Source organism: Mesorhizobium sp. C399B (assembly GCF_030323185.1).
GTDB lineage: Bacteria > Pseudomonadota > Alphaproteobacteria > Rhizobiales > Rhizobiaceae > Mesorhizobium.
In genome coordinates, this window is sequence record NZ_CP100472.1 from 2,184,923 (window position 1) to 2,205,377 (window position 20,455).

A 20,455-nucleotide genomic window follows, 5' to 3' on the forward strand; every position below is an offset into this window, starting at 1 on the left:
CTTCGCGCCCCCCTCTGTCCTGCCGGACATCTCCCCCACAAGGGGGGAGATTGGATGTCGCGACGACCTTCGCCAATCTCCAACCTTGCAAGAATGAGCGAGGCGCTGAAGCTGCCAATCTCCCCACAAGTGGGGGAGATGGCCGGCAGGCCAGAGGGGGGCGCCGTAGAGCGCCGTCCTCGCAGAACATTGGGCAAACCCCATGAGCACCGCCGCCATCACCCCCGTCCCCTTCGGCCGCCGCATAAAACGCTTCATGGCCGACCGCCCGCTCATTCCGCTAATCATCCTGTTGATCATCCTGGTCGTGATCCTGCAGGTCCTGCGCCCCGGCATCGTCAACGAGCGCTGGATCGCCAACACTATTAAATTCGCCATTCCCTTGGCGATCCTGGCGGGCTGCCAGACCATGACCATGCTGACCGGCGGCATCGACCTGTCGGTCGGCACGGTGGCGACGATGAGCGCCTTCATCATGGCCACGCAAGTGGTCAACCAGGATCCGGCGGTGGCGTTCCTATTGGCGATGATGCCGGCGGTGCTGATCGGCCTCGTCAACGGCATCGGCGTCGGCGTCTTCCGCGTCCACCCGCTGATCATGACGCTGGGCACCAGCCTGATCGGCACCGGTTGCCTGCAGGTCTATCAGCGCACCGTCATCGCGTCGGGCGCAAAAATCCCCGACTTCCTGGCTTGGCTCGGCACCGGCGTGACATGGGGCTTCCCCAACGCGCTGCTTTTGTTCGTGCCGCTCGCCGCCCTCATCGTCTTCACGCTCGCCCGCACCGGCTTCGGCCGCCTGCTCTACGCCGTCGGCGACAATGAGCGCGCGACCCGCCTGTCGGGCGTGCAATACTGGCAGGTCATCACCGCGCTCTACGTCACCTCCAGCGTGCTCGCCGGCCTCACCGGCCTGCTCTATATCGGCCTGATCAAGGCCCCCTCGCTGTCGCTCGCCGAACCGCTGGTGCTGCCCTCGGTCGCCGCCGCCGTCATCGGCGGCACCTCCATCTTCGGCGGCCGCGGCGGCTACACCGGCACCATCATCGGCGCCCTGATCCTGACCGTGCTGACAACACTGCTGACCATCCTGCAGATGCCGGAGGGGGCGAGACGGATACTGTTCGGGCTGATCGTGCTGTTCGTGACGGCGGCGTATTTGCGGATTGTGGAGGAGCGGTAGGCGGCTGGCGCCCGACGCTGCATTGGGCGAAGCTTCCCCATCCAAGGTTCAGGCCAAGCGCACGGGAGCAAGTTCCCCCTCACCCGGATTGCCAACCGAATTGCGAAGGGCAATTCGGGCAATCCGACCTCTCCCCGAGGGGAGAGGAGGGCGCCAGCGTCAACGCCAGCCTCTTCTCCCCAGCGGGGAGAAGGTGGCCGCGAAGCGGCCGGATGAGGGGGCTGGCGCAGCCATAGGCGATTATCATCGCCCCAGACGAGCTTACCCCACCGAGAACGCGAGGGAGCGCCCCCTTACTTCAACGAAATCGCCATCCCGCTCAGATCCGCATTCACCTGCAGCCCCACCTGTCGGCCCGTGAGTTCAAGCGTGGCGCCCTTGTCGTTGGTCATGACGATCACCTGCGCGCCCTTGCCAAGCGCGCCGCCACCGCCGGCCGCGCCATAAACCCCGGTCGCATCCCGCACCCTGCGGATATGGCGCACGGTGCCCCGGAAATAGGTCTTGGAAACCCCGAAGGCGAAGCCGCCCGAAACGCCGCCGATCGTGATGGGATAGGAGCGGCCGTGGAAGGTCAGCGTCCCCTCGCCGCCGGAACCGCCGACGAAGAAGGCCGCCTTGTAGACGGCAAAGCGGATCGTGCCGCTATCGGCATGCGCGGCGCTGGCAGCGCTGACGGACACAGTTGTGATGGCCGCAACCGCGAGCGAACGAAAGCTGGACGAGATGGTCATGGTGGGAGCTCCTCAGGATCGCCGCTTGCCCAACCGGCAGGGCTCGTCGGCGTCGTAACAAACTTGAACAATCTAGCCCGTGATTTGGTTCCAGGCAGGCTGTGACAAGATCCGACGAAACTTGACGTGGTGTACTTTCGGGTTGCGGAGGAGGCGGCGGCTATTTCCTCTTCCTGAGCACTTTTCGCAGCGTTAACTTCAACCGCCTCATCTGGTAATGGCGCCGCAACTTGGCCAGCGCCGACTGGTGGGCGGTGTCGATTGCAGCCAGCGAGCCCGCCTCGGTAGCCTGCGGCAGCGCGAGCAGCGCGTCGGCCTGAAGATCGGCAAAGGGCTTGGGGTCATAGATGGCGAACGGCGTCGGCGGGTCGCTGAGCACGGTGGGGTTGCTGTTGACCTCGAACACTACAAGCCTGCCGTCCACGAAAGTGTAGTCGATGCGGCCATACTGCATGCGGGCTTTTTCGAAGACCTGCATGACCGCATTGGCGTCAGGATTCGTATCGATATAGGTCCTGATTTCTTCGATATGCGCCGGCAGCAATTGCTCGGGCGAATTCTTGACGAACCACGATTTCGACATGGCGCAATGCTGGCCGTAGATCGTATCGCCGACCCGAAACGCCGCGTACTTCCTGAAATAACCGTCCATTCCGGGGGTGCCGATCATCTCCACCACCATCGGCCGCACCAGATCGCTACCGTCCAGCCGGGCGATCGCGGCGTCCAGCGCCGGCCGGTCGTGCAGCAGCGGCGGCTCCCTGTAGAGTGCGCCCGTCTCGTCGCGGATGAAAACGGGATAGCGTATCGCCTCTTCCAGCTCGTCCGGCCTGAACACACGAAAAGCGTTGCTGCCGTCGGCATGAAGCAGGCGCAGCAGGTCGAAGCGCTGCAGGCTGGCGGTCGGGTGATTGAGCTGCGTCAGGCCGGTGTTGTCAGCCAGTTCGGCGCTGATGCCGGCCGCGCGGCTCAATTCGTCCGATGTCAGCCGGTCCATGTCGGACCAGATGACCACCCCGGCGCGAACGCCGCGCAGCAGCCCGGCATCCTCGTAGCGCACCAGCCGGAACCACGCCTCCAGGTCAGTCCGGTGATACAGAAGCACCACCGCCTGCGTGTAGGCGTGCTCCCGGTGCGCGACGTAAAATATCATGCGTTTCCGTTGTCCGTATGTAATTGCAAAGGGGAACCATGATAATTAGACAGGCTTGTGAAAGCCGTGAAATGGTTCTCCATCCGGCATGCGTCAAACAGGAGATAGAACAGGTTGACGTTTCCGTGAAGCTGCAAACCGCATTGGCAAGAAACTGCCATGCGCCATCAACGCGTTAGAAGTCGAGGCAGCCGACACATGAATTTAGACGATGTTGCGATACCCATCCGCCGGTTAGACCTGGAAGACATCCCTTTGCTGATGGAGCTTGAGGCTGCCGCCTGGGCCGCACCGCTGCAGGCGAGCGAAACGACCATCCGCCACCGGCTGGCACTCGGACACACCATGTTCGGCGCGATCGATGGCGATCTGCTTGCTGGCACCATCTGCTTTACCGAGACCAGCCAGGATCCGCTGGTGCGCGCCGATTTCCCCAGGAATTTCGATGCCTATGCATCGCTGCCGCGCAGCGAGCCGGTTTACGCACTTTACGCCTACAATCTCTGCGTCCGGCCGAGCCATCGCGGCTCCAACACGGCGGTGCGGCTCTTGAAGGAGATGGAGAGCCACGGCCGCCGCCTGGGCGCCAGCTGGCTGATCGGCGATGGCCGCTGCTCGTCCTATGCCGGCTCCTCGGGCGAAGAGTATGATCATGTCAAGGCCGATGCGCGGTTCCGCGCCACCATCGACCGCTGGAACCAGACCGGCACAAGACCGCCGCTGGAAGAGATCATCCGCGATCCGCTGCTGCGCATGCACTACCGCGTCTACGGATGCGAGTTCCTCTACGTCATGCCGGACTTCTTCCCGCAGGACGCCACGTCAGGCGGCTTCAGGGTCATTTCAGCCAAGAATCTCAAGGCATGAGATTCGAGCCGTCATGACAGCTCCGCATTTCGATCCGTTCGCGCTCGGCGACGACCCGTTTCCGCATTTCGCCCGCATGCGCGCCGCCGGCGGCATTGCGCGCGGCGTCGCGCCCTATCCCGAGCTGGCCGACGCGCATTATGTGTTCAGCCATGAGCTGGTGTCGGGCGCGCTGAAGCATCCCGCTCTTCTTCAGGCGCCGCCGGGTACATATGAAGAGGTCCGCCGCAAGCTCGTCGACCATGCGCCCATGGCTCTGCTCAGCCGCTCGGTGCTGCTCGCCGATCCGCCTCAGCATGGCGCCTTGCGCCGGCCGGTCGCTGGCTTTTTCTCACGGCCGGCCATCGAAGCGCTGACGCAAGGTCTTCGCGCGCTGAGCCACGAGCTGGTCGAGCGTGCGCTGGCGGATGGCCGCGTCGACGCCGTCGCCGGGCTCGCCGTGCCGGTGTCCTTCTGGCTGCTGCAGGAAATCCTCGGCATCGAGATCGAGGACCCTTGGGCGTTGAAATCGGTGACCCGCCGCATGGCCAGCGCATTCGACCTGCGAAGAGCGCAGCCGCCGGCAGCAAGCGCCGAGGCCTATCGCGAATGCCAAGCTTTTGTCGAGGAGCGGCTGGCTCGACAGGCCTACCGGCCGGACGGAATGGTTGCCGGCATGGTGCGGGAGGTTGCGCAAGGCCGCTGGTCGAGCGGGGACATGGTGGCCAACATCGTCTTCATGCTGTTTGCCGGACAGGAGACTGTCGTCGACGCTCTCGGCAACGCAATTGTTGCGCTGGATCGCTTTCCCGAACAGCGCGCGCTGCTCGAGCGCGGCGCTGTCGACTGGAGCAGCGCGGCGGCCGAACTGCTGCGCTATGGCGCCTCGGTGCAATACGCCGTCGCCCGCATCGCGGCGCAGGACATCGACCTCGGCGACGTCAGGATTGCGGCTGGCGAAGCGGTCGTGCCGGTGCTCGGCAGCGGCAATCGCGACGATGCCGTCTTCGCCGATGGCGACCGGCTGGACCTCACGCGCCCGCCAGCCATGTCGATGACCTTCGGCACCGGCCTGCATGTCTGCCTCGGGCAACATGTCGCCCGTATCGAGATCGCGGCGATGATAGAAGCCCTGTTCACCCGTGCGCCCGGATGGCGGCTCGATGCCGCAAATGCCGAGCGCCGCGCCACGATGTCGTTTCACGGCATGGCTACCGCGCCGCTGATCCTCGACCCCGCTGCGTGAAAAGCGGCCGCGTCTGGGCGATGACCGCCGGGTCGAGCGACCTGACGATTTCCGAAACCTTTGCCCGCAAGGCGCCCACCGTCGCATCGTCGAGCGGATCGAGAATATCGTTCTGATCTCTCGATACCCGGTACTCGTCCAGCGACGGCGCCTCGCTCGACGGCGTGAAGCCGCCGCCGCGGGCATGCTTGTCGGCCAGTTCCTGCCTCGATTTCACGGCATAGTGGCGGATCCAGCCGATCTTCCATTCCATCGGCATGGCCGCCGGGTGCTTGTCGAGCGTCATGCCGTCGACCAGCGTCCTGCGCAGCGAGATGCGGAAACCGTGCGGGTGCGGCATGAACTGCCCGGGATCCCGCAGCGCCTTGCGCAGGACCGAGGACACGCGGGCAAACGACTTCTTCCAGCGCGCGGTCGGGGCGTCATGCGTGCCGCGCCTTTGAAACCGCACCGTCACCAGTTCGTCGTCATAGGCCTCTTTGCCGTCGCTGCCGAAATTCACCCAGCGAAAGGCGACGCTGCGCACGCCCGGGCGGCTCAAAAGCGAGCGGACCAGTTCGGCTCCGCTCCAGGGCGGCGCGTCGAGCGGCTCGAGGAACTCGTCGGCGTCCATGAAGCCCAGATAGCGATAGCCGTGGAGCAATGCCTGCCAGTAAAGATAGGAATAGGCCCGCCGCTGCGGCAGCACCGTGTCGTGTCGCCAGTCGACCAGCCGGATCCAGCCGGCATCGCGCAACGCCTGGAGCACCGCCGTCTGCGGTCCGGCGCTGCAGTTGTCGGCGATCATCAGGTCGAAGCCATGCAGCTTGTGCCAGGCGACCCACTCGATCACATAGGGCTGCTCCAGCTTCATGATCGCGCAGATCACCGGCCTGTTAACGGAAAACGGAATTCTCATCGCAACGCTTTCCCCGCGCCACCGGCTGCTGCTTGAGGCTCGACCTGCCGGAACGGGATCGCGTCGCCATAAAATGCTGCAAGCTGCTCCGAAGAGCCCGTCCAGTCGCCCATGTCGAACTGGTGGAACCGATAGCGCCGGTCGTCAAGCGGCAGCAAGTCGATATCCGGCCTGATGCGCGGGTCGAATATGCCGGCCACCGGCAGATGGATCGTCCGCGCCGAAGACAACCAACCGGCCAGCCAGGAGAAGCTGCTCACCCCCGTGACGAGATGGCTCGCCCGGCGCAGCGTCTCGAAATCCGTCAATGGCGACGCCTTCGGCGCGAAGACAGCATCGGGAAAACGCTGACGCAGGCGCCGGCAATAATCGTTGTCGTCATGGGTCTGGCCGACGAAGACCGGCTTGCGGCCGCTATCCTTGATGAGCGTCTCGAAGAAGCCGAATGGCATCGGGCAATAGTTGCGGTGGAAGCCGTCGAGGATGTCGCCGGCCCGCACATGGATGACGAGAAAATCGTCGCCATGGGTCGGCGCGGCGACGGCACGCCCGTCGAACAGCCCGGAGACCTCGTCCCGGTCATAATAACCCAGCCGCTGCGCGAAGCCCTTGAAGCGGATGCTCCGCGCCCGCCTGTCGCGGAACGCGGCTATGATCCCGTCGAGGTCGTAGCGGTGATAGCCGTCGACCCGAAGCAGCCGGTATTTCCACAACAAAGGCGGCCGCACCCTGGCAATGGACCATTCCGGCAGGTCGGCGTCGCAGACATAGCCACCGGGGATACGCTTCGCCAGCACATGGCAAAACATGTACTGGAACATCTTGTTCGCCATGCCGCCAAACGGCTGCATCACGATGGGCACTTGCCGCATTGGACCCCTTTCGCCAAAGACGGTCATTGTTACCCGAGCTGCGCGGGCCGGTCGACTGGCCTCTGACGCCAAGGGCGCATCATGATCGCCGCCGGCAAGCCACCCTCAGGGATAATGCGTCGGCTTTGGCGCGTAGATCTTTGGATCGAAGTCCAGATCCCTCGGCAAGGGCAGGCTTGAGCACTGCAAATGCACCTCGCGTGCGAGCAGCCGGCGCCGCTTCTGCTCATTCTCCTTGATGGCCGCAACGAGCCCCATGCTGTAAGGCCCAAGCACGACGCCAGCGGCCCATCCGGGATTCTCCTTCTCGCGCCTGTCGTACTTCAAGGCCTCCGTGCGCGCCTGCTGGCATTCCGGCGTTGGCCATTTCGGGTCTTGTGTCGAGAGCGAGGCTCCATACTGGACCGGAGACGATACGCACCCTGCCACTGTCGCAGTCAACGCGACGACCATTGCAATTCTCATCCGCAAGCCCCTCCTAATGTAGGACGCGACTACAAGACGATTCCAGCAGCAAAAAGGCAGCTTCAGGATGCGTATCTTGCATGGGCGCTCAGCCCAGCAGGTTGCGCGCCGTGCGCATGAAGATCTTCGAGCCGATCGGGATCAGATCGTCGGGAAAATCATAGTCGGGATTGTGCAATGACGGGGTGCGCTCGCCCGCGCCGAGGAAGAACATCGCCGACTTCGCCTTGTGGCCGAAGATGCCGAAGTCTTCCGAGGCGCGCATCGGCAGGGCCTCTTCGCTGCGCGCGACACCTTCCTCGTCGAGTGCGCGGTTGAGATGCTCCACCGCATCCGGCGCATTGACGCTGGCGACGAAGATCTCGTGATAGTCGCAGCGCACGGAAAGGTGGTGCTCGCCCGCGATCCTGGCAGCCAGGGCTTCCGCAGCTGCGACCAGCTCCGCCATGCGCTCGTCGCGCCTTGTGCGCAGCGTCGCCCACACCTCCGCATGTCCGGGCGCGATGCCGAACACGGCCTCGCCCATGGTCGCATGGGTGACGGTCACCATGCTGAAATCGTCATCGGCGAAAGTGCCGCGCCCCAGTGCCGGAAGCGCCGGCATCAGCTGGCTGATCGCCGGCATCGGCGACACGCCGGTTTCGGGCATGGAGGAATGCGCGGTCTTGCCCTCCAGCACGATGCGGATGCCGCGCGAGGCGCAGTTGACGACGCCGGGCTTGAGCCGCACCTCGCCGAACGGCACGCCCGGCAGATTGTGCAGCGAGAAGGCGAAGTCCGGCGCGATCTCGCCAAAGCGTGGATCGGCGACGACGCCGGCCGCACCATTGCCGGTCTCCTCCGCCGGCTGGAACATCAAGACGACGCGGCCGCGGGCCGGCCGCTCACGCCCGAGCTGGCGGCCAAGTGCGGCCAGGATCGCGGTGTGGCCGTCATGGCCGCACATATGCGATTTTCCCGGCACCTGCGAGGCATGCTCGACGCCCGAAAGCTCCTCGATCGGCAGCGCATCGATCTCCGAGCGGAACAGCACCGTCGGTCCCGCCTGGCCGCTGTCATAGACCGCCGCCACGCCATGACCGCCGAGGCCGGTCAGCACCTTGTCCGGCGCTGTATCGGCGAGGAAGCTGACGACTTCCTTGGCGGTCTGTTCTTCCTCGTTGGAGATTTCCGGGTTTTGGTGCAGCTTGCGGCGCCATGCCGTCAGCTCGATGATATCGCGATTGGTCAGGGTCATGGCTTGGGCTCCGCTTTGGTGCTGTGGCTGCAAACTCAACATACAATGACCTGTAGATAGTCCGGCGAGGCAAGCCCCTGCATGATTGTGTCGCGGGTGATGATCGGAATTTTTCTTGCTCGCGCCGTCGCGATCAGGTAGCAGTCGCCGGGATCCTTATGCCCCGTATCGGTCACCACGGTCGCTGCCTCGCAAGCGATACGTTGCTTGATCGGGATGATCTTAGATCCCGTTGCTGCAACTGCCTCGGAAAACCATTTCGACGGCGTTCCTATGCCGAGATAGGGCGGGTTCTTGTGCGTCGGCTTATGGGACGCGATCGCCAATTCCCACGCAGTGATTGGGGAAACATAAAGCTTGCCCGCAGTTTGGCTCTCGGCGATTGCGATGAGAGCTTCTTCCGAAAGCGTGCCTGCGGCCGTTACCAGCCAATAAAACGTATGCGTGTCGAGAAGCGCCCCTGGCAAGGATCAACTATCCCTGGGTTTGCGCACCTGGTGAGAGCCGCCTTTGAGGGCTTGATTAGCAATCGGCTTCGTAAGGTCCACACCCTTTTTCAGGGGCAACTGCGACGACTTCATCGAATCAGCACCGCGCACTTCAACGTAGCGGCCGCTGCGGGAATCGCGCACCACCCACTTGCCGGTCAGCTCCTGTTTGGTCTGTGCTTTTGTCATGAACCCAATATAGCGGCAAATTGTTATGGATGCGAGCGGTCTCGGCCTGTTGAAGCCAAAGGCGGTACCGTGACGGCGCATCAGAAAGTCGTCAATCTCATCTCCGACATCCGGTGGCTTCTCCTGAAAAGCGCCGCGTGCTCGCCTGTGCGACATCTTTCGCGATAATTGCTTCCATCCACCCGAAGGAACGGTTTCGGAGCAACAATGGCCAGGCGGTTTGCGTTTCTCTTGGTTCGCGACTTCACGCTGTCGCCGCTGTCGCTGTTCATCGACACGCTGCGGCTCGCCGGCGATGAAGGCGACCGCAGCCGCCGGATCGAGTTCGACTGGGAGATCGTCGGCGAGCGTGGCCTGCCGATCCGGGCGAGTTGCGGTGTCGAGTTGCTGCCGACCAAGGCGATCGGCAATCCGCAGGAGTTCGACAATGTCGTCGTGGTCGGTGGCCTGCTCGACACCAACCGCAGCCTCAGCTCCGAAAAGGAGGCCTTTCTGTTGCGGGCGGCCGAAAAGGGCGTGCCGCTGACGGCACTCTGCACCGGCAGCTTCGTGCTCGCGCGCTACGGTCTGCTCGATGGCTACAGTGCTGCCGTCAGCTGGTTTCACATCAAGGATTTCCGCAGCCAATTCCCTGATGTGAACGCCCATGCCGACAGCCTGTTTTCCGTCGATAGGGGCCGCTCGACCTGCGCCGGAGGCACGGGTGCGGCCGACCTTGCCGGCCATTTCGTGTCGCAGTTCATCGGCCGCAAGGCTGCGGAAAAAGCCGCCAAGATCCTCGTGCTCGACCGCATCCGCTCGAGCCTGGATGTGCAGCCCGTCGGCGATCTCTTTCCGGCCGCGTCGAGCCGAGCGGTGAAACGGGCGCTGCTTCTGATGGAAAGCAATCTCCAGGAGACGCTGTCGGTCGCCGAGATCGCGGGCCGGTTGCATTTATCCCGGCGCCAGCTTGAGCGGCTGTTCGGCGCCGAGCTCGGCATCGGCCCGATGGCCGCCTATCTTGCGCTGCGCGTACATCAGGCCAAGTCGCTGCTGGAGGGGAGCGACTTGGCAATCGGCGACATCGCCTACCGCTGCGGTTTTCCCAATGCCGGCCATTTCAGCCGTGTCTTCCGCCATCAGACCGGTATCACGCCGACCCATCTCAGGCATCCGAACCGAATGTCCGGTGTCTTTGCCGACGGCAAGGGGAGCGGTCCCTAAGCCTATATTGGGGCGTGCGATCTCGCCGTTGGTATGATAATATCATACCAACCTGATAGGAGGGATCCATGTCCGCCACCGAAAAACGCACCTTCAGCCTGCCGGCCGAGCAGGCTGCTTTCATCGACCAGCTCGTTCGGTCCGGCACATACGCGACCAGCAGTGAAGTGATCCGCGCCGGTCTTCGCGCATTGCAGGAACGCGACGCCGCCGTGGAGCGCTGGCTGCGTGAGGAGGTCGCGCCGACCTATGATAGGTGGAAGGCAGACCCCTCCCAGGCCATCCCGGCCGACAAGTCTTTTGACAGCATCCGCGCACATCACGCAGCTCGCCTCAAGGGGAACGTGTGAAGCGCCGGCATGTTGTCCTTTTGCCGGAAGCCCAGACGGACCTGTTATGGATATACGATACGGTCGCTCACGCATCCGGCAACCTCACCGCCCTTCGCTACATCGAGCGGATCGAGCGATTTTGCCTGGGTCTCGACCATGCCTCGGAACGCGGAACCCTAAGGGATGATGTGCGGCCGGGGCTTCGCATCGTTGGCTTCGAGCGCCGCCTGACTGTGGCCTTCACCGTAGAAGGCGACCAGGTGGTGATTCTCAGGGTGTTCTACGGCGGCGTCAACTGGGAGGACGAGTTGGCGCCTATCGCTCCGTGAACGCCCGCGCGAACGAGTCCAGCATCGGCCGCGCCAGATATTCGAGGAAGGTTCGGTCGCCGGTGCTGATAAACGCCTCGACCGGCGTTCCCGGGTAAAGCTGCTCGGCTTTCACGCCCTGCGGCAGCGTGTCGGTGATCTTCAGCCTGGCGCGGAAATACGCCTCATGCGTGGTTTCATCGATCAGCCGGTCGGCGGAAATTTGCGTCACCGTAGCCGGGACCTCAGGGGTGAGGCGCGCGTTCAGGGCGGACAGCCTGAGCTTCGCCGGCTGGCCGACGCGAACCAGGTCCACGTCTTTCGGCCGCAGCTTCGCGTCGACGATGAGGCCCGACGCGGTCGGCAGGATCTCCATGATCTTCTGCCCCGGCGCAATCACGCTGCCTTTGGAGTTGTAGATCGAGGATACCACGATGCCGGCTGCCGGCGCCTTGATCGTCGTGCGCCCCAGCACCGCCTCGGCTGCGGTGATCTGTTCGCCGATGTCGGCCAGGCTGGTGCGAACCTCGTCGAGCTTGGTCAGCGCGTCCTCGACGCGCTGCGTGGTCGCGCGCTCGACCTGCGCCTGGGCTTCGACGATCTGCGTCTTGGTCGCTGCGATATCCGCCTCCAGCGCGCCGGCCTGGCCGACCAGATCGGCCTCGCTGCGCAGAAGCTGCGAATATTCGCTGCGGTTGGTTAGACCCTTGTCGAGCAGGCCGGTCTTGATGCCGAGTTCCTTCTTCACGATCTCGGCCTGTTGCTGGATGGCGAGTTTCTGCGCCTCCAGTCCCAGCGCCGACTCACGATGCATGGCGACGCGCTGCGCCAGGATCGACTGCTCGGAGCGGAACCGGGCGAGCCTGGCCTCGAACTCCTTCTGCTGTTCGTGCACCAGATTGTCGAAATCGCGCTGGAACGGCGCGGGTGCTGCTTCGGCGATCGGCGCCAGCCTGTCCGATCCGTCGCGCTCGGCCTCAAGTCGCGCGGCACTTGCCCTGAGCGCGATCGTCTGTCTGGTCAGCCGGTTGAGGTCGGTCTCGGCCGCCCTGCGGTCGAGCAGGACCAGCGGTTCGCCTTGTTGCACGCGGTCGCCTTCATGCACCAGCAACTGCTCGATGATGCCGCCCTCGGGGTGCTGGATGAGGATGTTGCCGCCCGTCGCCGAGATCGTGCCGGAGGTGATCACCGCGCCGGAGAGCGGCGCGTTCGCCGCCCAATAGCCGAAGCAGCCGACGAAGAGCGCTATGGCCACGTAGCCGACGACGGCCATGCGGCGGAAGTCGGTGCGCGGTCGACCTTCGAAGGCGAGGCTCTGCTGCATCATCGTCTATGACCCGAAGCGGACGCTGTGCGGGCGCACGGTCGGCACGAACGAGCCTGTCACCACCGCGCTCCCGGCCTTGCCGGCCGCCGGTTGCCTCAGCACCTCGCTCGCAGGGCCGAAAGCTTCGACCATGCCGTTGCGCAGGACCATGACGCGGTCGCAGGCCGCGGCGATCGAAGGGCGATGCGTGATGACGACGGTCGTGACGCTTACACTTCGCGCGGCCGAAAGCATCCCTTCGAGCGCCGCCTCCCCACTGCCGTCGAGATGGGCGTTGGGCTCGTCCAGCACCAGCATGCGTGGCTTGCCGTAGAAGGCGCGCGCCAGCCCTATCCGCTGGCGCTCGCCGCCCGACAGCACGGTATGCGACGGGCCTATCATGGTCTGATAGCCGTCGCGCAGCGTGAGAATCAGCTCATGCGCCTCGGCGCGCCTGGCCGCTTCGACGATCGCGGCGTCATCGGCGTCGGGTTCGAAGCGGGCGACATTTTGCGCGATCGATCCCGGGAAAAGCTCCACCTCCTGCGCGAGATAGCCGATATGCCTGCCAAGCTGGGTTTCGTCCCAGCTCCTCAGGTCGGCGCCGTCGACCCTGACCGCGCCGCCGGTCGGCTGCAGCGCGCCCACAAGCAATTTCGCCAGCGTCGATTTGCCGGCCCCGCTCGGGCCGACGATCGCCACCGCTTCGCCGGCGCCGATGGCAAAATTCAACCGCTTGAGGATGGGCTCCGTGCCGAAAGCCGCAGTCGGCGCGATGAAGAACAGATCCTGCACCGAAATCGCGCCCAATGGATCGGGCAGTGCGAGCTTGCGCCCCTGCGCTGGTTGCGCCGCAAGGGCGGTGTCCAGCCGCTTCCAGCATCGCTTGGCGTCGACGATCTGCCGCCAGGATCCGATCAGCTGGTCGAGCGGCTGCAGCGCGCGCGACGACACCAGCGACGAAGCGAAGATCATGCCGGCGGTCATCTGCCCTTGTAGCACCAGCCACGCGCCGGCGCCGAGGATCGCCAGTTGCAGCATCATGCGCAGCGCCCGCGACGTCGCGCTGAAGATCGCATTGGCGCTTCCGGAACGGTCATGCAGGGTCAGCGCCTCAGCAACGTGTTGTCCCCAGACCGCGGCGGCATTTTGCACCATGCCCATGGCGCGCAGCGTGTCGGTGTTGCGGGCGAAGGCCTGTTCCGCCTGGCTGGCCACCGCCGAGCGTTCCGCCGACATGGCATCGTTCCTGCCGATGGCAAGCTGGTTGGCCACGACCAAGAGAAACAGCAGCACGGCGCCGGCGAGCGTCAGCCAGAACAGGACGGGATGGATGAAATAGAGCAAGGCCAGGAAGACGGGCGCAAACGGCAGGTCGAACAACACCGCCACGCCGCGCGACCTGATGAAGGCGCAAGTCGTGGCAAGGTCGTTCAGCGGCGACAGCCCGCTGCCGGCATGTCTGGCGCCAAGCGAGGCGGCGAATGTCCGCGCGCCCAGTTTCAGGTCGACGGTGGCCGCAACACGTTGCGCGTAGATGGCGCGGACCGCGTCCAGCAGGCCGAGGAAGGCGAGCGCGAGGACCGCCATGGCCGAGAGATAAAGCAGCGTCTCGACGCTGGAGGACGGCAACACCCGGTCATAGACCTGCAGCAGATAGAGCGGGATCACCAGGAGCAGGATGTTGATCAGCAACGAAAAGATGCCGATATCGGCGATGCCGGGCAGGAAAACCGGGCGCAGGCCGATGGCCGCATCCCTGAGTGGCGCGCGGTCCCGTGACATCTAGACCGCGTGCTCGGCTGTCGTGCTCAGATGGCTCTGCTGCAAATCGTTCAGCGTATAGGCGTGGATATAGTCGATCTTCATTTGCGCGGGCGTCGCCAGATGGTCGGGCGGCGCGCCGGCTTGACCGCCGACCGCAAGGTCGACCAGCATATACATGGGCTTGTTCATATCGGACGGCGTCGCCGCTTCCGCGACCTGGACGCCATCATAGGTCCAGACCAGCTTGTCCGGCGTCCACAACAGGCCATAGGTGTGATAGCCGTCGGTGTTGGAGACATTCACCGTCGACCCGACCGTGGTGTGGGTTCCCGTCTCATTTGTGTGCGCGGTCATGAGAAGCGCATTCGGGTTCTGCCCATACATTTCGATCACGTCGAGTTCCGGGGGCCATGAACCGTCTTCGGGCAGAAGCCAGAAGGCCGGCCACGCGCCGGCATTTTCCGGGAGATCGGCCCGCATTTCGAAATAGCCATAGGTCTGCGAGAAGGTGTCGTGCGTCGTCAGTATGCCGGAAGTGTATTCGTAATTGTTGATCAGCGGCTTGATGTCGTCGGGCGCATGCGCCGCGGTTATGGTGAGCACGCCGCTTGCGACGCTGAACGGATGGACCGAGCTGGTCGGCGCATAATTGGCGTCGATATACCATTGCAGCTCGCCGTTCTGGGGCTGCGAGCTGCCGTTCTGCGCCCCCCACCAGAAATTGGAATCCCAGATGCCGCTCTGGCCGTTCCACAGGCTCAGCGTGTTGAAATCGTCGTTGAAGGACAGCGTCATGCCGGTCTTGTCGATCGGCAGCTCGAACTGGCCGGGCTGAAACTTGTCGATCGTGGTGTTGTGGAACACCAGCACCTCGCTCGAGCCGAGGTTCAGCTGCACGTTCGATCCCACCTGGACCATATTGGCGTGGACGGCCTCGAACGAGGTGAAGGCATAGCCGTTGAGGCGCACCGTGTCGGTCGCGCCGAAATCGGAGATAAGGTCGCTGCCATTGCCCTTGGTGATGATGAAGGTGTCGGCGCCGGCGCCGCCGATCAGCACGTCATTGCCCTTGCCGCCGTCCAGCGTCTGGCTGCCAGCGCCGCCCGTTATGATGTTGTCCTGAGCATTGCCGAAGGCATAGTGGCCGTCGCCGGTGACGACGAGGTTCTCGAAATTGGCGGGCAGCTTGTAGCTCATCCAGGTATCGATCGTGTCGACGCCCGCGCCGTAGTTTTCGACCGCTTTGTTGATCGTCGAATAGAGATGGTAATAGTCGTCGCCCGCGCCGCCATACATGGTGACCTTGACGTTGGTGTCGCCCCAGAAGGAATCGTTGCCCGAGGTGCCGTAGCGGTAAGACGCGCCTCCAGTCGCCGAGAACCAATGGGTGGAAGCGCCGGTATAGGGAAGTGGAATGCCTTTGGCGTTGAGGACTGTGGTCATTCCGACACTCCTTGTGCGTGCTGTCTTGATCGTTCGACAACCTTCGAGCAACCATTTCGGATCAACTTTTAAATTGATCCATCGTTCCAGGGAATCATCCTATAGTACACGAAGAAGATCGTCGCCCATCATTTAATAAATAATGCCGAAGGCGTTAAGCTGATCCTAATACAACTTTGTAGGAGAGACTTACAATTTTAATAAATTGTCAGATCCGCGCCGAAAGGTTAGGCAACCTGTCAATGAGCATGCAATTTGACGCGACACGACCGCCTGCCTGAGGCGGCGACTCGAAGTCGCGGGCAGATGGCAGCCGGCAAAGGGCTCAAGAAAATTTGACAGGCTATGTCGGACCGGGTGAGGTTCACCCGTCCTTGGGGCATCGAACAACGAAACCACAAAGGATACCGAAGAGATGCCAAGCACCGTACGTTTGCACCGCGTTCTGCCGACCAGCCCGGAGAAGGTCTACCGCGCATTCACAGAAGCCGACGCGCTGGCGAAATGGCTTCCGCCGAACGGCTTCACTTGCACGGTACACAGCTTCGACGCGAAAGTCGGTGGCGCCTTCAAGATGTCGTTCCGAAACTTCACGACGGGCGGCAGCCATTCCTTCGGCGGCGAATATCTCGAACTCGTTTCCGGCGAGCGCCTGCGCTACACCGACAGGTTCGACGACCCCAATTTGCCCGGCCAGATCGAAGTGACCGTGCTCCTGAAGAAAGTGTCGGTCGGCACGGAACTCGACATCACGCAGGCCGGCATCCCGGACGTTATTCCGGCCGAAGCCTGCTATCTCGGCTGGCAGGAGTCGCTGCGCAATCTGGCAAAGCTCGTCGAACCCGAGATCAATCAGTAGAGCCCATCGGATCGGCGGCGCCGCCCAGCCAGTCCGCGCCGCCGACAATGCCGAGCCGAGGACTCATCCCTCACGGCCCGGTGCAGATCGGCAACGGTTGTGGCGGCGGTGGCGGGTTGTCCTTGGCGTATTGCGCGATGATCGGCTCAAGGCTCTTTCGCGGCCAGAATTTCGGCTTGCCGATCTCCTTCAGGCAGGACGCATTCCAATAGGCGCCCGATTTACCAACGGCGGTGATGTCGCGCGATTCCGGGTATATATAGAGCGTCGTCGGATTGCCCTTCACCATCGAAATGATCTGGTCGGCGTCGGACGGCGACCAGCTGGTGCAGCCATTGCTGCGGCCGCCGGCATAATCCACCAGCTTGCCGTATGGCACGAAGCCGTCATGGTCGGCATAGGAGCTGTTCGGGTTCTTGCGCAGGCACATGCCGCGCAACAGCCGCGCCGCGTGGCCACCGATCACCCGCTGCCTGGCATTCGCCGTCTCCCCCTCACCGTCGAACTGGATGAAGGTGCGCAGCAGCGCCTGGTCCTTTTTTGCGCCGATGCGGTAAAAACCCTTGAATGAGGTCTTTGCCTCGCCGGTCATATAGGCGCCACCGGTCGTCAAGGACGAGTCCAGGGCATTGCCGAAGTTTTTCGCGCAGCGTTTGCCGTTGGAGAAATCGACCACGCCTTTCAAATTGCGGCCGCCGCCATGGCCCGACGAGATCGCCCTGAACGACTGCTTGGCCTCGCAAATGACGTAGTAGCGCCGCCCTAGCACGCCATTGCCGAGATCGCCGGGGCGCGTCGCATCCATGGCGAAATAGCAGCCATTGTGGACCGCGCCTTGCGCGACCTTCTTCAGGTAAAGCGCGCGCGCCCGCTCCAGCACCACTTGCGAAATCTCGCCGTCGTCATTGCCGACATGGGCCTGCAGCCAGGCCGGTATATCGGAGGACGCGGCAAAAGACCGGGCAGACATCGTCAAGGCGATGCCGGCGACGGCGAGGAGGCCAAAGACAAAGACAGCCAGAGATTTCAACCGCACCGGACAACCCTCCCGCCCGAACCGTTCTGCGATTCTCGGAAACCCATCATAAATCGTCGCGCGCCGATCGGCGAAACACATCTTGTTCAGAACCGCGCAAGCAAGTCAGGTAGCTGCCTGTTCGCCTTTCACAGCGCCAGGCTGCCCTGTTCCGCCTCCGCGGCATTGGGGTCGCCCGGCGCCGTCGCCCAGGCGAGCTCGACCAGCGTCACCGTGCGGCGGCCGGTGCCGTCGAGCTGGCAGACGATGAGGCCCTGCTCCTCGATATAGGTGAGCAGCCGCCGGGCGCGCCGCAGCGAATGCGAGCCGTAGGCGCGCGCGATCGCCGCGTCGCTCGGGCACGGCCAACCCGCCTTGGCGGCGCGGGCGATCATCATGAACACGCCCTGCATGTCCTCGGGCAGCAGCGAGGCGCGCACGGAAACGTCCTGCCAGGCGTCATCGCCTGCCATGTCGGCGCCGAGCCCGGCGCGGGCACGCGTCAGCATGCGACGGAATTCTGAGAGGTCCGGCACCACCGAAGCGAGGCCTTCGATGCGGCAGCGGACGACGAACTCCTGATAAAGCACGCCGATGACGCGGAAACCCGCATCGGGCTGCGCCAGGATGGCGCGCAGGACACGGTCCACCCGCTCTCGCCGCTCGGCCATATCCTCGGCGCTTACCGCCGGTTCCGCAGGTTCCGGGCGGATCTCCATCGCCGCCGATTTGGCCGCCATCAGCTGGTCGAGCAGCTCCGGCGACGCCATCCGGCGCGGCGCGCGCATCGTCTCGGGCGGCGGCGCTGCCAGGATGATGGCCCGTGCGTCCTCGAGCGCTGTTTCCGGCATTGCCATCAGCCGCGGCGTACCGTTGCGCGGGCTGGTCTCGGTCTGGCCGATGCGCACGCCCAGCGGACGGCGCGACAGCGCTGGGCCCAACGCCATGAAGTGCCCGCGCTCCAGGTCTCGAAACGCCTCGGCCTGACGCCGTTCCATGCCCAGAAGGTCGGCGGCGCGCGCCATGTCGATATCGAGGAAGGTACGGCCCATGAGGAAATTGGACGCCTCCGCCGCGACATTCTTGGCGAGCTTTGCCAGCCGCTGCGTGGCGATGATGCCGGCAAGGCCGCGCTTGCGGCCGCGGCACATCAAATTGGTCATGGCGCCGAGCGAGAGCTTTCGCGCCTCGTCGGACACTTCGCCTGCCACGGCGGGCGCGAACAGCTGCGCTTCGTCGACCACCACCAGCATCGGATACCAATGCTCGCGGGCAACCTCGAACAACCCGCCGAGAAAGGCAGCGGCGCGGCGCATCTGGTTCTCGGCATCGAGCCCTTCGAGATTGAGCACGGTGGAGACGCGATGGATGCGCGCCCGCTCGCCGGCTGCCTGCAGGCCACGCTCCGTATGCTCCTCGGCATCGATGACCAGATGGCCGTAATGGTCGCCCAGCGAGACGAAATCGCCTTCCGGGTCGATGATGGTCTGCTGCACCCAGGGCGCGCTCTGCTCCAGGAGCCGGCGCAAAAGGTGCGATTTGCCGGAGCCGGAATTGCCTTGCACCAGAAGCCGGGTCGCCAGCAGCTCCTCAAGGTCGAGCGCCGCCGGCGCACCCGCCGTCGTCTGTCCCATCTCGATGGCTACGGTCATGTCACGACTCTCCTTGCGGACAGGGCTTATCAACCCGGCCGCGAGCCGTCGAGCGCGCCATGGCAACTCGCCCGCTGTTCCACACCTATGCTGCCAAAGCGCCACACATCAGCCCATCTGCCCAAAGGGAAGGCACATCAAGCGGAGTTGACCGGCGGCAGAAGCGGCGCTTCCAGCCCGTCGAAGGGATCGCGCCAAGCATCGATGGCTTCGAGCCGGCGATACCAACCCAGAACAGAGGGATAGTCCGCCAGCGGCAGGCCGGCTGCATCGTTGAACGGCAAAAACGTGGCCATGCGGAAATCGGCATAGGAAAGCGACTTGCCCACAAGCCATGGCCGCTTGGCGAGCTCCGCCTCGAGAATCGCTGCCGCGATGCGGAACTCCGCCAGCCCCTCCTCGACCTTGCCCTGGTCGACGGGCCCAATCCCGTAGCGCTGCTTGGTTCCGCGCTCGAAATGCACGGTGTCGCAGGCCCGGACGAAATTTTCCTTGCCCCAGCTCAGCCAGCGGATCATGTCGGGTTGGTCGCCGCCGCCGCGCCAGAAATCCGAACCCGCTTCGCGCGACAGAAGGCAGGCTATGGCGTCGGCTTCCCACAGGCTGCCGCCCGGCCATGCCAATATCGGCAGGGTAAGATTGGGATTGAGCTGACGAAACCGCTCAGCCTGCCCGGGCGCCATGGGTGCCGCAAACTCAAACTCGACCTTGGCCTGCAGATGACGTGCCGTTGCAACCGCGAGGCGCGGATTGGGATTGCGGCTGAAGTGCAGTTTCATGTCCGGTCCTGGATGCTGTGGGCTCGATCCTATCAAACACGCAAACGTGCCATCTCGGCAATCTGGTCGGACCACGATTCCGCTGGCACACGCCGTCGTTCGGCGTATTATTTCCTTCGGGAGAGGGTTCTTGGCAGGAGGAAGCCATGAACGTAGTGCAGAGCGTACCTGTCATCGACGTGACAACCCAGAACCTTGTTTCCTCTGCGCTTTCCAGATTCCGCGCCGGCGATACCGTCTCGACCAGGGCGGCGCTCGACGCTATCCGCCGCATGGATCCAACCTGTGTCGACAGCGACGACGATCTCGTCGAGCTCGTCGTCATGGCGGCAATTGGTAAGACCATGGGGGTCGTGTTCGACCACCGCTCCCGCTAGCCCTGTGGGACGAACCTGTCCCGTTCAACTCGCTTGAGCTCGAGTGAGTTCGGTTGGCGAGCTTTTACAACTGCAGCCCGGGAGGCGCACGTCTTCGTGCGCG

22 protein-coding genes are annotated in these 20,455 nt (G+C 63.9%); 8 read left to right on the top strand and 14 right to left on the bottom strand.

Features of this window, described 5'->3' with window-relative positions; translation table 11 throughout:
- Positions 1-202: 202 nt before the first annotated feature.
- Positions 203-1,183, top strand: coding sequence for an ABC transporter permease (locus tag NLY36_RS10300; RefSeq protein WP_023735089.1), 981 nt, complete (start codon positions 203-205; stop codon positions 1,181-1,183).
- 293 nt (positions 1,184-1,476) lie between these two features.
- Here the strand turns inward: NLY36_RS10300 and NLY36_RS10305 are convergent, their stop codons facing one another.
- Together NLY36_RS10305 and NLY36_RS10310 are read right to left on the bottom strand one after the other, a co-directional pair.
- Entirely contained in the window at positions 1,477-1,917 is a 441-nt protein-coding gene (locus tag NLY36_RS10305) for a lipid-binding SYLF domain-containing protein (RefSeq protein ID WP_023735090.1), read from the bottom strand.
- Positions 1,918-2,077: 160 nt separating this feature from the next.
- Positions 2,078-3,070, bottom strand: coding sequence for a hypothetical protein (locus tag NLY36_RS10310; protein ID WP_023735091.1), 993 nt, complete (start codon positions 3,068-3,070; stop codon positions 2,078-2,080).
- Between the two features lie 198 nt (positions 3,071-3,268).
- Here NLY36_RS10310 and NLY36_RS10315 point away from each other — a divergent pair, with 198 nt between their 5' ends.
- Both NLY36_RS10315 and NLY36_RS10320 read left to right on the top strand, forming a co-directional pair.
- Positions 3,269-3,937, top strand: a complete 669-nt coding sequence (locus NLY36_RS10315) for a GNAT family N-acetyltransferase (RefSeq protein ID WP_031202403.1) — start codon at positions 3,269-3,271, stop codon at positions 3,935-3,937.
- A gap of 13 nt (positions 3,938-3,950) precedes the next feature.
- Positions 3,951-5,162: a cytochrome P450 gene (locus NLY36_RS10320; RefSeq protein WP_023735092.1), complete on the top strand. Its 1,212-nt coding sequence runs from the start codon at positions 3,951-3,953 to the stop codon at positions 5,160-5,162.
- Here the strand turns inward: NLY36_RS10320 and NLY36_RS10325 are convergent.
- The 6 genes from NLY36_RS10325 to NLY36_RS10350 all read right to left on the bottom strand — a co-directional run bounded on the left by NLY36_RS10325 (position 5,128) and on the right by NLY36_RS10350 (position 9,467).
- Entirely contained in the window at positions 5,128-6,060 is a 933-nt protein-coding gene (locus tag NLY36_RS10325) for a glycosyltransferase family protein (RefSeq protein WP_023735093.1), read from the bottom strand. The genes NLY36_RS10320 and NLY36_RS10325 overlap by 35 nt on opposite strands.
- Complete coding sequence (locus NLY36_RS10330) at positions 6,057-6,932, bottom strand: alpha-1,2-fucosyltransferase (protein WP_023735094.1); 876 nt, start codon at positions 6,930-6,932, stop codon at positions 6,057-6,059. Before NLY36_RS10330 ends, NLY36_RS10325 begins: the two co-directional genes overlap by 4 nt.
- A gap of 105 nt (positions 6,933-7,037) precedes the next feature.
- Entirely contained in the window at positions 7,038-7,397 is a 360-nt protein-coding gene (locus NLY36_RS10335) for a hypothetical protein (protein ID WP_023735095.1), read from the bottom strand.
- Between the two features lie 88 nt (positions 7,398-7,485).
- The gene (locus tag NLY36_RS10340; RefSeq protein WP_023735096.1) at positions 7,486-8,634 is read right to left on the bottom strand and encodes an amidohydrolase; all 1,149 of its coding nucleotides are present in this window, start codon (positions 8,632-8,634) and stop codon (positions 7,486-7,488) included.
- Between the two features lie 35 nt (positions 8,635-8,669).
- A complete protein-coding gene (locus NLY36_RS10345) occupies positions 8,670-9,101 on the bottom strand; it encodes a type II toxin-antitoxin system VapC family toxin (RefSeq protein ID WP_023735097.1) in 432 nt (143 codons plus the stop codon).
- 3 nt (positions 9,102-9,104) lie between these two features.
- Positions 9,105-9,467, bottom strand: a complete 363-nt coding sequence (locus tag NLY36_RS10350; protein ID WP_023710841.1) for a hypothetical protein — start codon at positions 9,465-9,467, stop codon at positions 9,105-9,107.
- A gap of 51 nt (positions 9,468-9,518) precedes the next feature.
- On the opposite strand from NLY36_RS10350, the gene NLY36_RS10355 reads away from it, so the two are divergent.
- The 3 genes from NLY36_RS10355 (at position 9,519) to NLY36_RS10365 (ending at position 11,175) form a co-directional block, all read left to right on the top strand.
- The gene (locus tag NLY36_RS10355; RefSeq protein ID WP_023728507.1) at positions 9,519-10,514 is read left to right on the top strand and encodes a GlxA family transcriptional regulator; all 996 of its coding nucleotides are present in this window, start codon (positions 9,519-9,521) and stop codon (positions 10,512-10,514) included.
- A 68-nt stretch (positions 10,515-10,582) separates the two neighbouring features.
- Positions 10,583-10,864, top strand: a complete 282-nt coding sequence (locus NLY36_RS10360) for a type II toxin-antitoxin system ParD family antitoxin (RefSeq protein WP_023669694.1) — start codon at positions 10,583-10,585, stop codon at positions 10,862-10,864.
- Positions 10,861-11,175, top strand: a complete 315-nt coding sequence (locus NLY36_RS10365) for a type II toxin-antitoxin system RelE/ParE family toxin (protein WP_023735098.1) — start codon at positions 10,861-10,863, stop codon at positions 11,173-11,175. Before NLY36_RS10360 ends, NLY36_RS10365 begins: the two co-directional genes overlap by 4 nt.
- Here the strand turns inward: NLY36_RS10365 and NLY36_RS10370 are convergent.
- From NLY36_RS10370 to eglC, 3 genes are read right to left on the bottom strand one after another with little or no spacing between them, the layout of a single operon-like run.
- A complete protein-coding gene (locus tag NLY36_RS10370) occupies positions 11,162-12,481 on the bottom strand; it encodes an HlyD family type I secretion periplasmic adaptor subunit (RefSeq protein WP_023735099.1) in 1,320 nt (439 codons plus the stop codon). The genes NLY36_RS10365 and NLY36_RS10370 overlap by 14 nt on opposite strands.
- A gap of 3 nt (positions 12,482-12,484) precedes the next feature.
- A complete protein-coding gene (locus NLY36_RS10375; protein ID WP_023698647.1) occupies positions 12,485-14,245 on the bottom strand; it encodes a type I secretion system permease/ATPase in 1,761 nt (586 codons plus the stop codon).
- Positions 14,246-15,670 (bottom strand): endo-1,3-1,4-beta-glycanase EglC, encoded by a 1,425-nt coding sequence (eglC, locus tag NLY36_RS10380; protein ID WP_023698648.1) that lies wholly within the window; start codon positions 15,668-15,670, stop codon positions 14,246-14,248.
- A gap of 415 nt (positions 15,671-16,085) precedes the next feature.
- On the opposite strand from eglC, the gene NLY36_RS10385 reads away from it, so the two are divergent.
- Complete coding sequence (locus tag NLY36_RS10385) at positions 16,086-16,529, top strand: SRPBCC family protein (RefSeq protein ID WP_023735100.1); 444 nt, start codon at positions 16,086-16,088, stop codon at positions 16,527-16,529.
- Between the two features lie 70 nt (positions 16,530-16,599).
- Here the strand turns inward: NLY36_RS10385 and NLY36_RS10390 are convergent, their stop codons facing one another.
- From NLY36_RS10390 to NLY36_RS10400, 3 genes are all read right to left on the bottom strand, one after another.
- On the bottom strand, positions 16,600-17,565 hold the full coding sequence (locus NLY36_RS10390) for a hypothetical protein (RefSeq protein ID WP_023726477.1): 966 nt from the start codon (positions 17,563-17,565) through the stop codon (positions 16,600-16,602).
- A 128-nt stretch (positions 17,566-17,693) separates the two neighbouring features.
- Positions 17,694-19,196 carry a helicase HerA domain-containing protein gene (locus NLY36_RS10395; RefSeq protein ID WP_023735101.1) on the bottom strand — a complete coding sequence of 501 codons (1,503 nt, stop codon included), beginning with the start codon at positions 19,194-19,196 and terminating at the stop codon, positions 17,694-17,696.
- Between the two features lie 137 nt (positions 19,197-19,333).
- Positions 19,334-19,975 (bottom strand): glutathione S-transferase family protein, encoded by a 642-nt coding sequence (locus tag NLY36_RS10400; RefSeq protein ID WP_023698652.1) that lies wholly within the window; start codon positions 19,973-19,975, stop codon positions 19,334-19,336.
- Between the two features lie 146 nt (positions 19,976-20,121).
- Between NLY36_RS10400 and NLY36_RS10405 the strand changes: the two genes are divergently transcribed.
- Positions 20,122-20,352: a hypothetical protein gene (locus NLY36_RS10405; RefSeq protein WP_023698653.1), complete on the top strand. Its 231-nt coding sequence runs from the start codon at positions 20,122-20,124 to the stop codon at positions 20,350-20,352.
- Positions 20,353-20,455: the final 103 nt, after the last annotated feature.

Excerpts from the sequence above, each read along its gene's own strand:
- NLY36_RS10300 (WP_023735089.1), top strand. The coding sequence starts at position 203 with ATGAGCACCGCCGCCATCACCCCCGTCCCCTTCGGCCGCCGCATAAAA.
- NLY36_RS10305 (WP_023735090.1), bottom strand. The coding sequence starts at position 1,917 with ATGACCATCTCGTCCAGCTTTCGTTCGCTCGCGGTTGCGGCCATCACA.
- NLY36_RS10310 (WP_023735091.1), bottom strand. The coding sequence starts at position 3,070 with ATGATATTTTACGTCGCGCACCGGGAGCACGCCTACACGCAGGCGGTG.
- NLY36_RS10375 (WP_023698647.1), bottom strand. The coding sequence starts at position 14,245 with ATGTCACGGGACCGCGCGCCACTCAGGGATGCGGCCATCGGCCTGCGC.
- NLY36_RS10330 (WP_023735094.1), bottom strand. The coding sequence starts at position 6,932 with ATGCGGCAAGTGCCCATCGTGATGCAGCCGTTTGGCGGCATGGCGAAC.
- NLY36_RS10350 (WP_023710841.1), bottom strand. The coding sequence starts at position 9,467 with ATGTCGCACAGGCGAGCACGCGGCGCTTTTCAGGAGAAGCCACCGGAT.
- NLY36_RS10385 (WP_023735100.1), top strand. The coding sequence starts at position 16,086 with ATGCCAAGCACCGTACGTTTGCACCGCGTTCTGCCGACCAGCCCGGAG.
- NLY36_RS10320 (WP_023735092.1), top strand. The coding sequence starts at position 3,951 with ATGACAGCTCCGCATTTCGATCCGTTCGCGCTCGGCGACGACCCGTTT.
- NLY36_RS10405 (WP_023698653.1), top strand. The coding sequence starts at position 20,122 with ATGAACGTAGTGCAGAGCGTACCTGTCATCGACGTGACAACCCAGAAC.
- NLY36_RS10340 (WP_023735096.1), bottom strand. The coding sequence starts at position 8,634 with ATGACCCTGACCAATCGCGATATCATCGAGCTGACGGCATGGCGCCGC.
- NLY36_RS10325 (WP_023735093.1), bottom strand. The coding sequence starts at position 6,060 with ATGAGAATTCCGTTTTCCGTTAACAGGCCGGTGATCTGCGCGATCATG.
- NLY36_RS10370 (WP_023735099.1), bottom strand. The coding sequence starts at position 12,481 with ATGATGCAGCAGAGCCTCGCCTTCGAAGGTCGACCGCGCACCGACTTC.
- NLY36_RS10335 (WP_023735095.1), bottom strand. The coding sequence starts at position 7,397 with ATGAGAATTGCAATGGTCGTCGCGTTGACTGCGACAGTGGCAGGGTGC.
- eglC (WP_023698648.1), bottom strand. The coding sequence starts at position 15,670 with ATGACCACAGTCCTCAACGCCAAAGGCATTCCACTTCCCTATACCGGC.
- NLY36_RS10355 (WP_023728507.1), top strand. The coding sequence starts at position 9,519 with ATGGCCAGGCGGTTTGCGTTTCTCTTGGTTCGCGACTTCACGCTGTCG.
- NLY36_RS10360 (WP_023669694.1), top strand. The coding sequence starts at position 10,583 with ATGTCCGCCACCGAAAAACGCACCTTCAGCCTGCCGGCCGAGCAGGCT.
- NLY36_RS10315 (WP_031202403.1), top strand. The coding sequence starts at position 3,269 with ATGAATTTAGACGATGTTGCGATACCCATCCGCCGGTTAGACCTGGAA.
- NLY36_RS10395 (WP_023735101.1), bottom strand. The coding sequence starts at position 19,196 with ATGACCGTAGCCATCGAGATGGGACAGACGACGGCGGGTGCGCCGGCG.
- NLY36_RS10400 (WP_023698652.1), bottom strand. The coding sequence starts at position 19,975 with ATGAAACTGCACTTCAGCCGCAATCCCAATCCGCGCCTCGCGGTTGCA.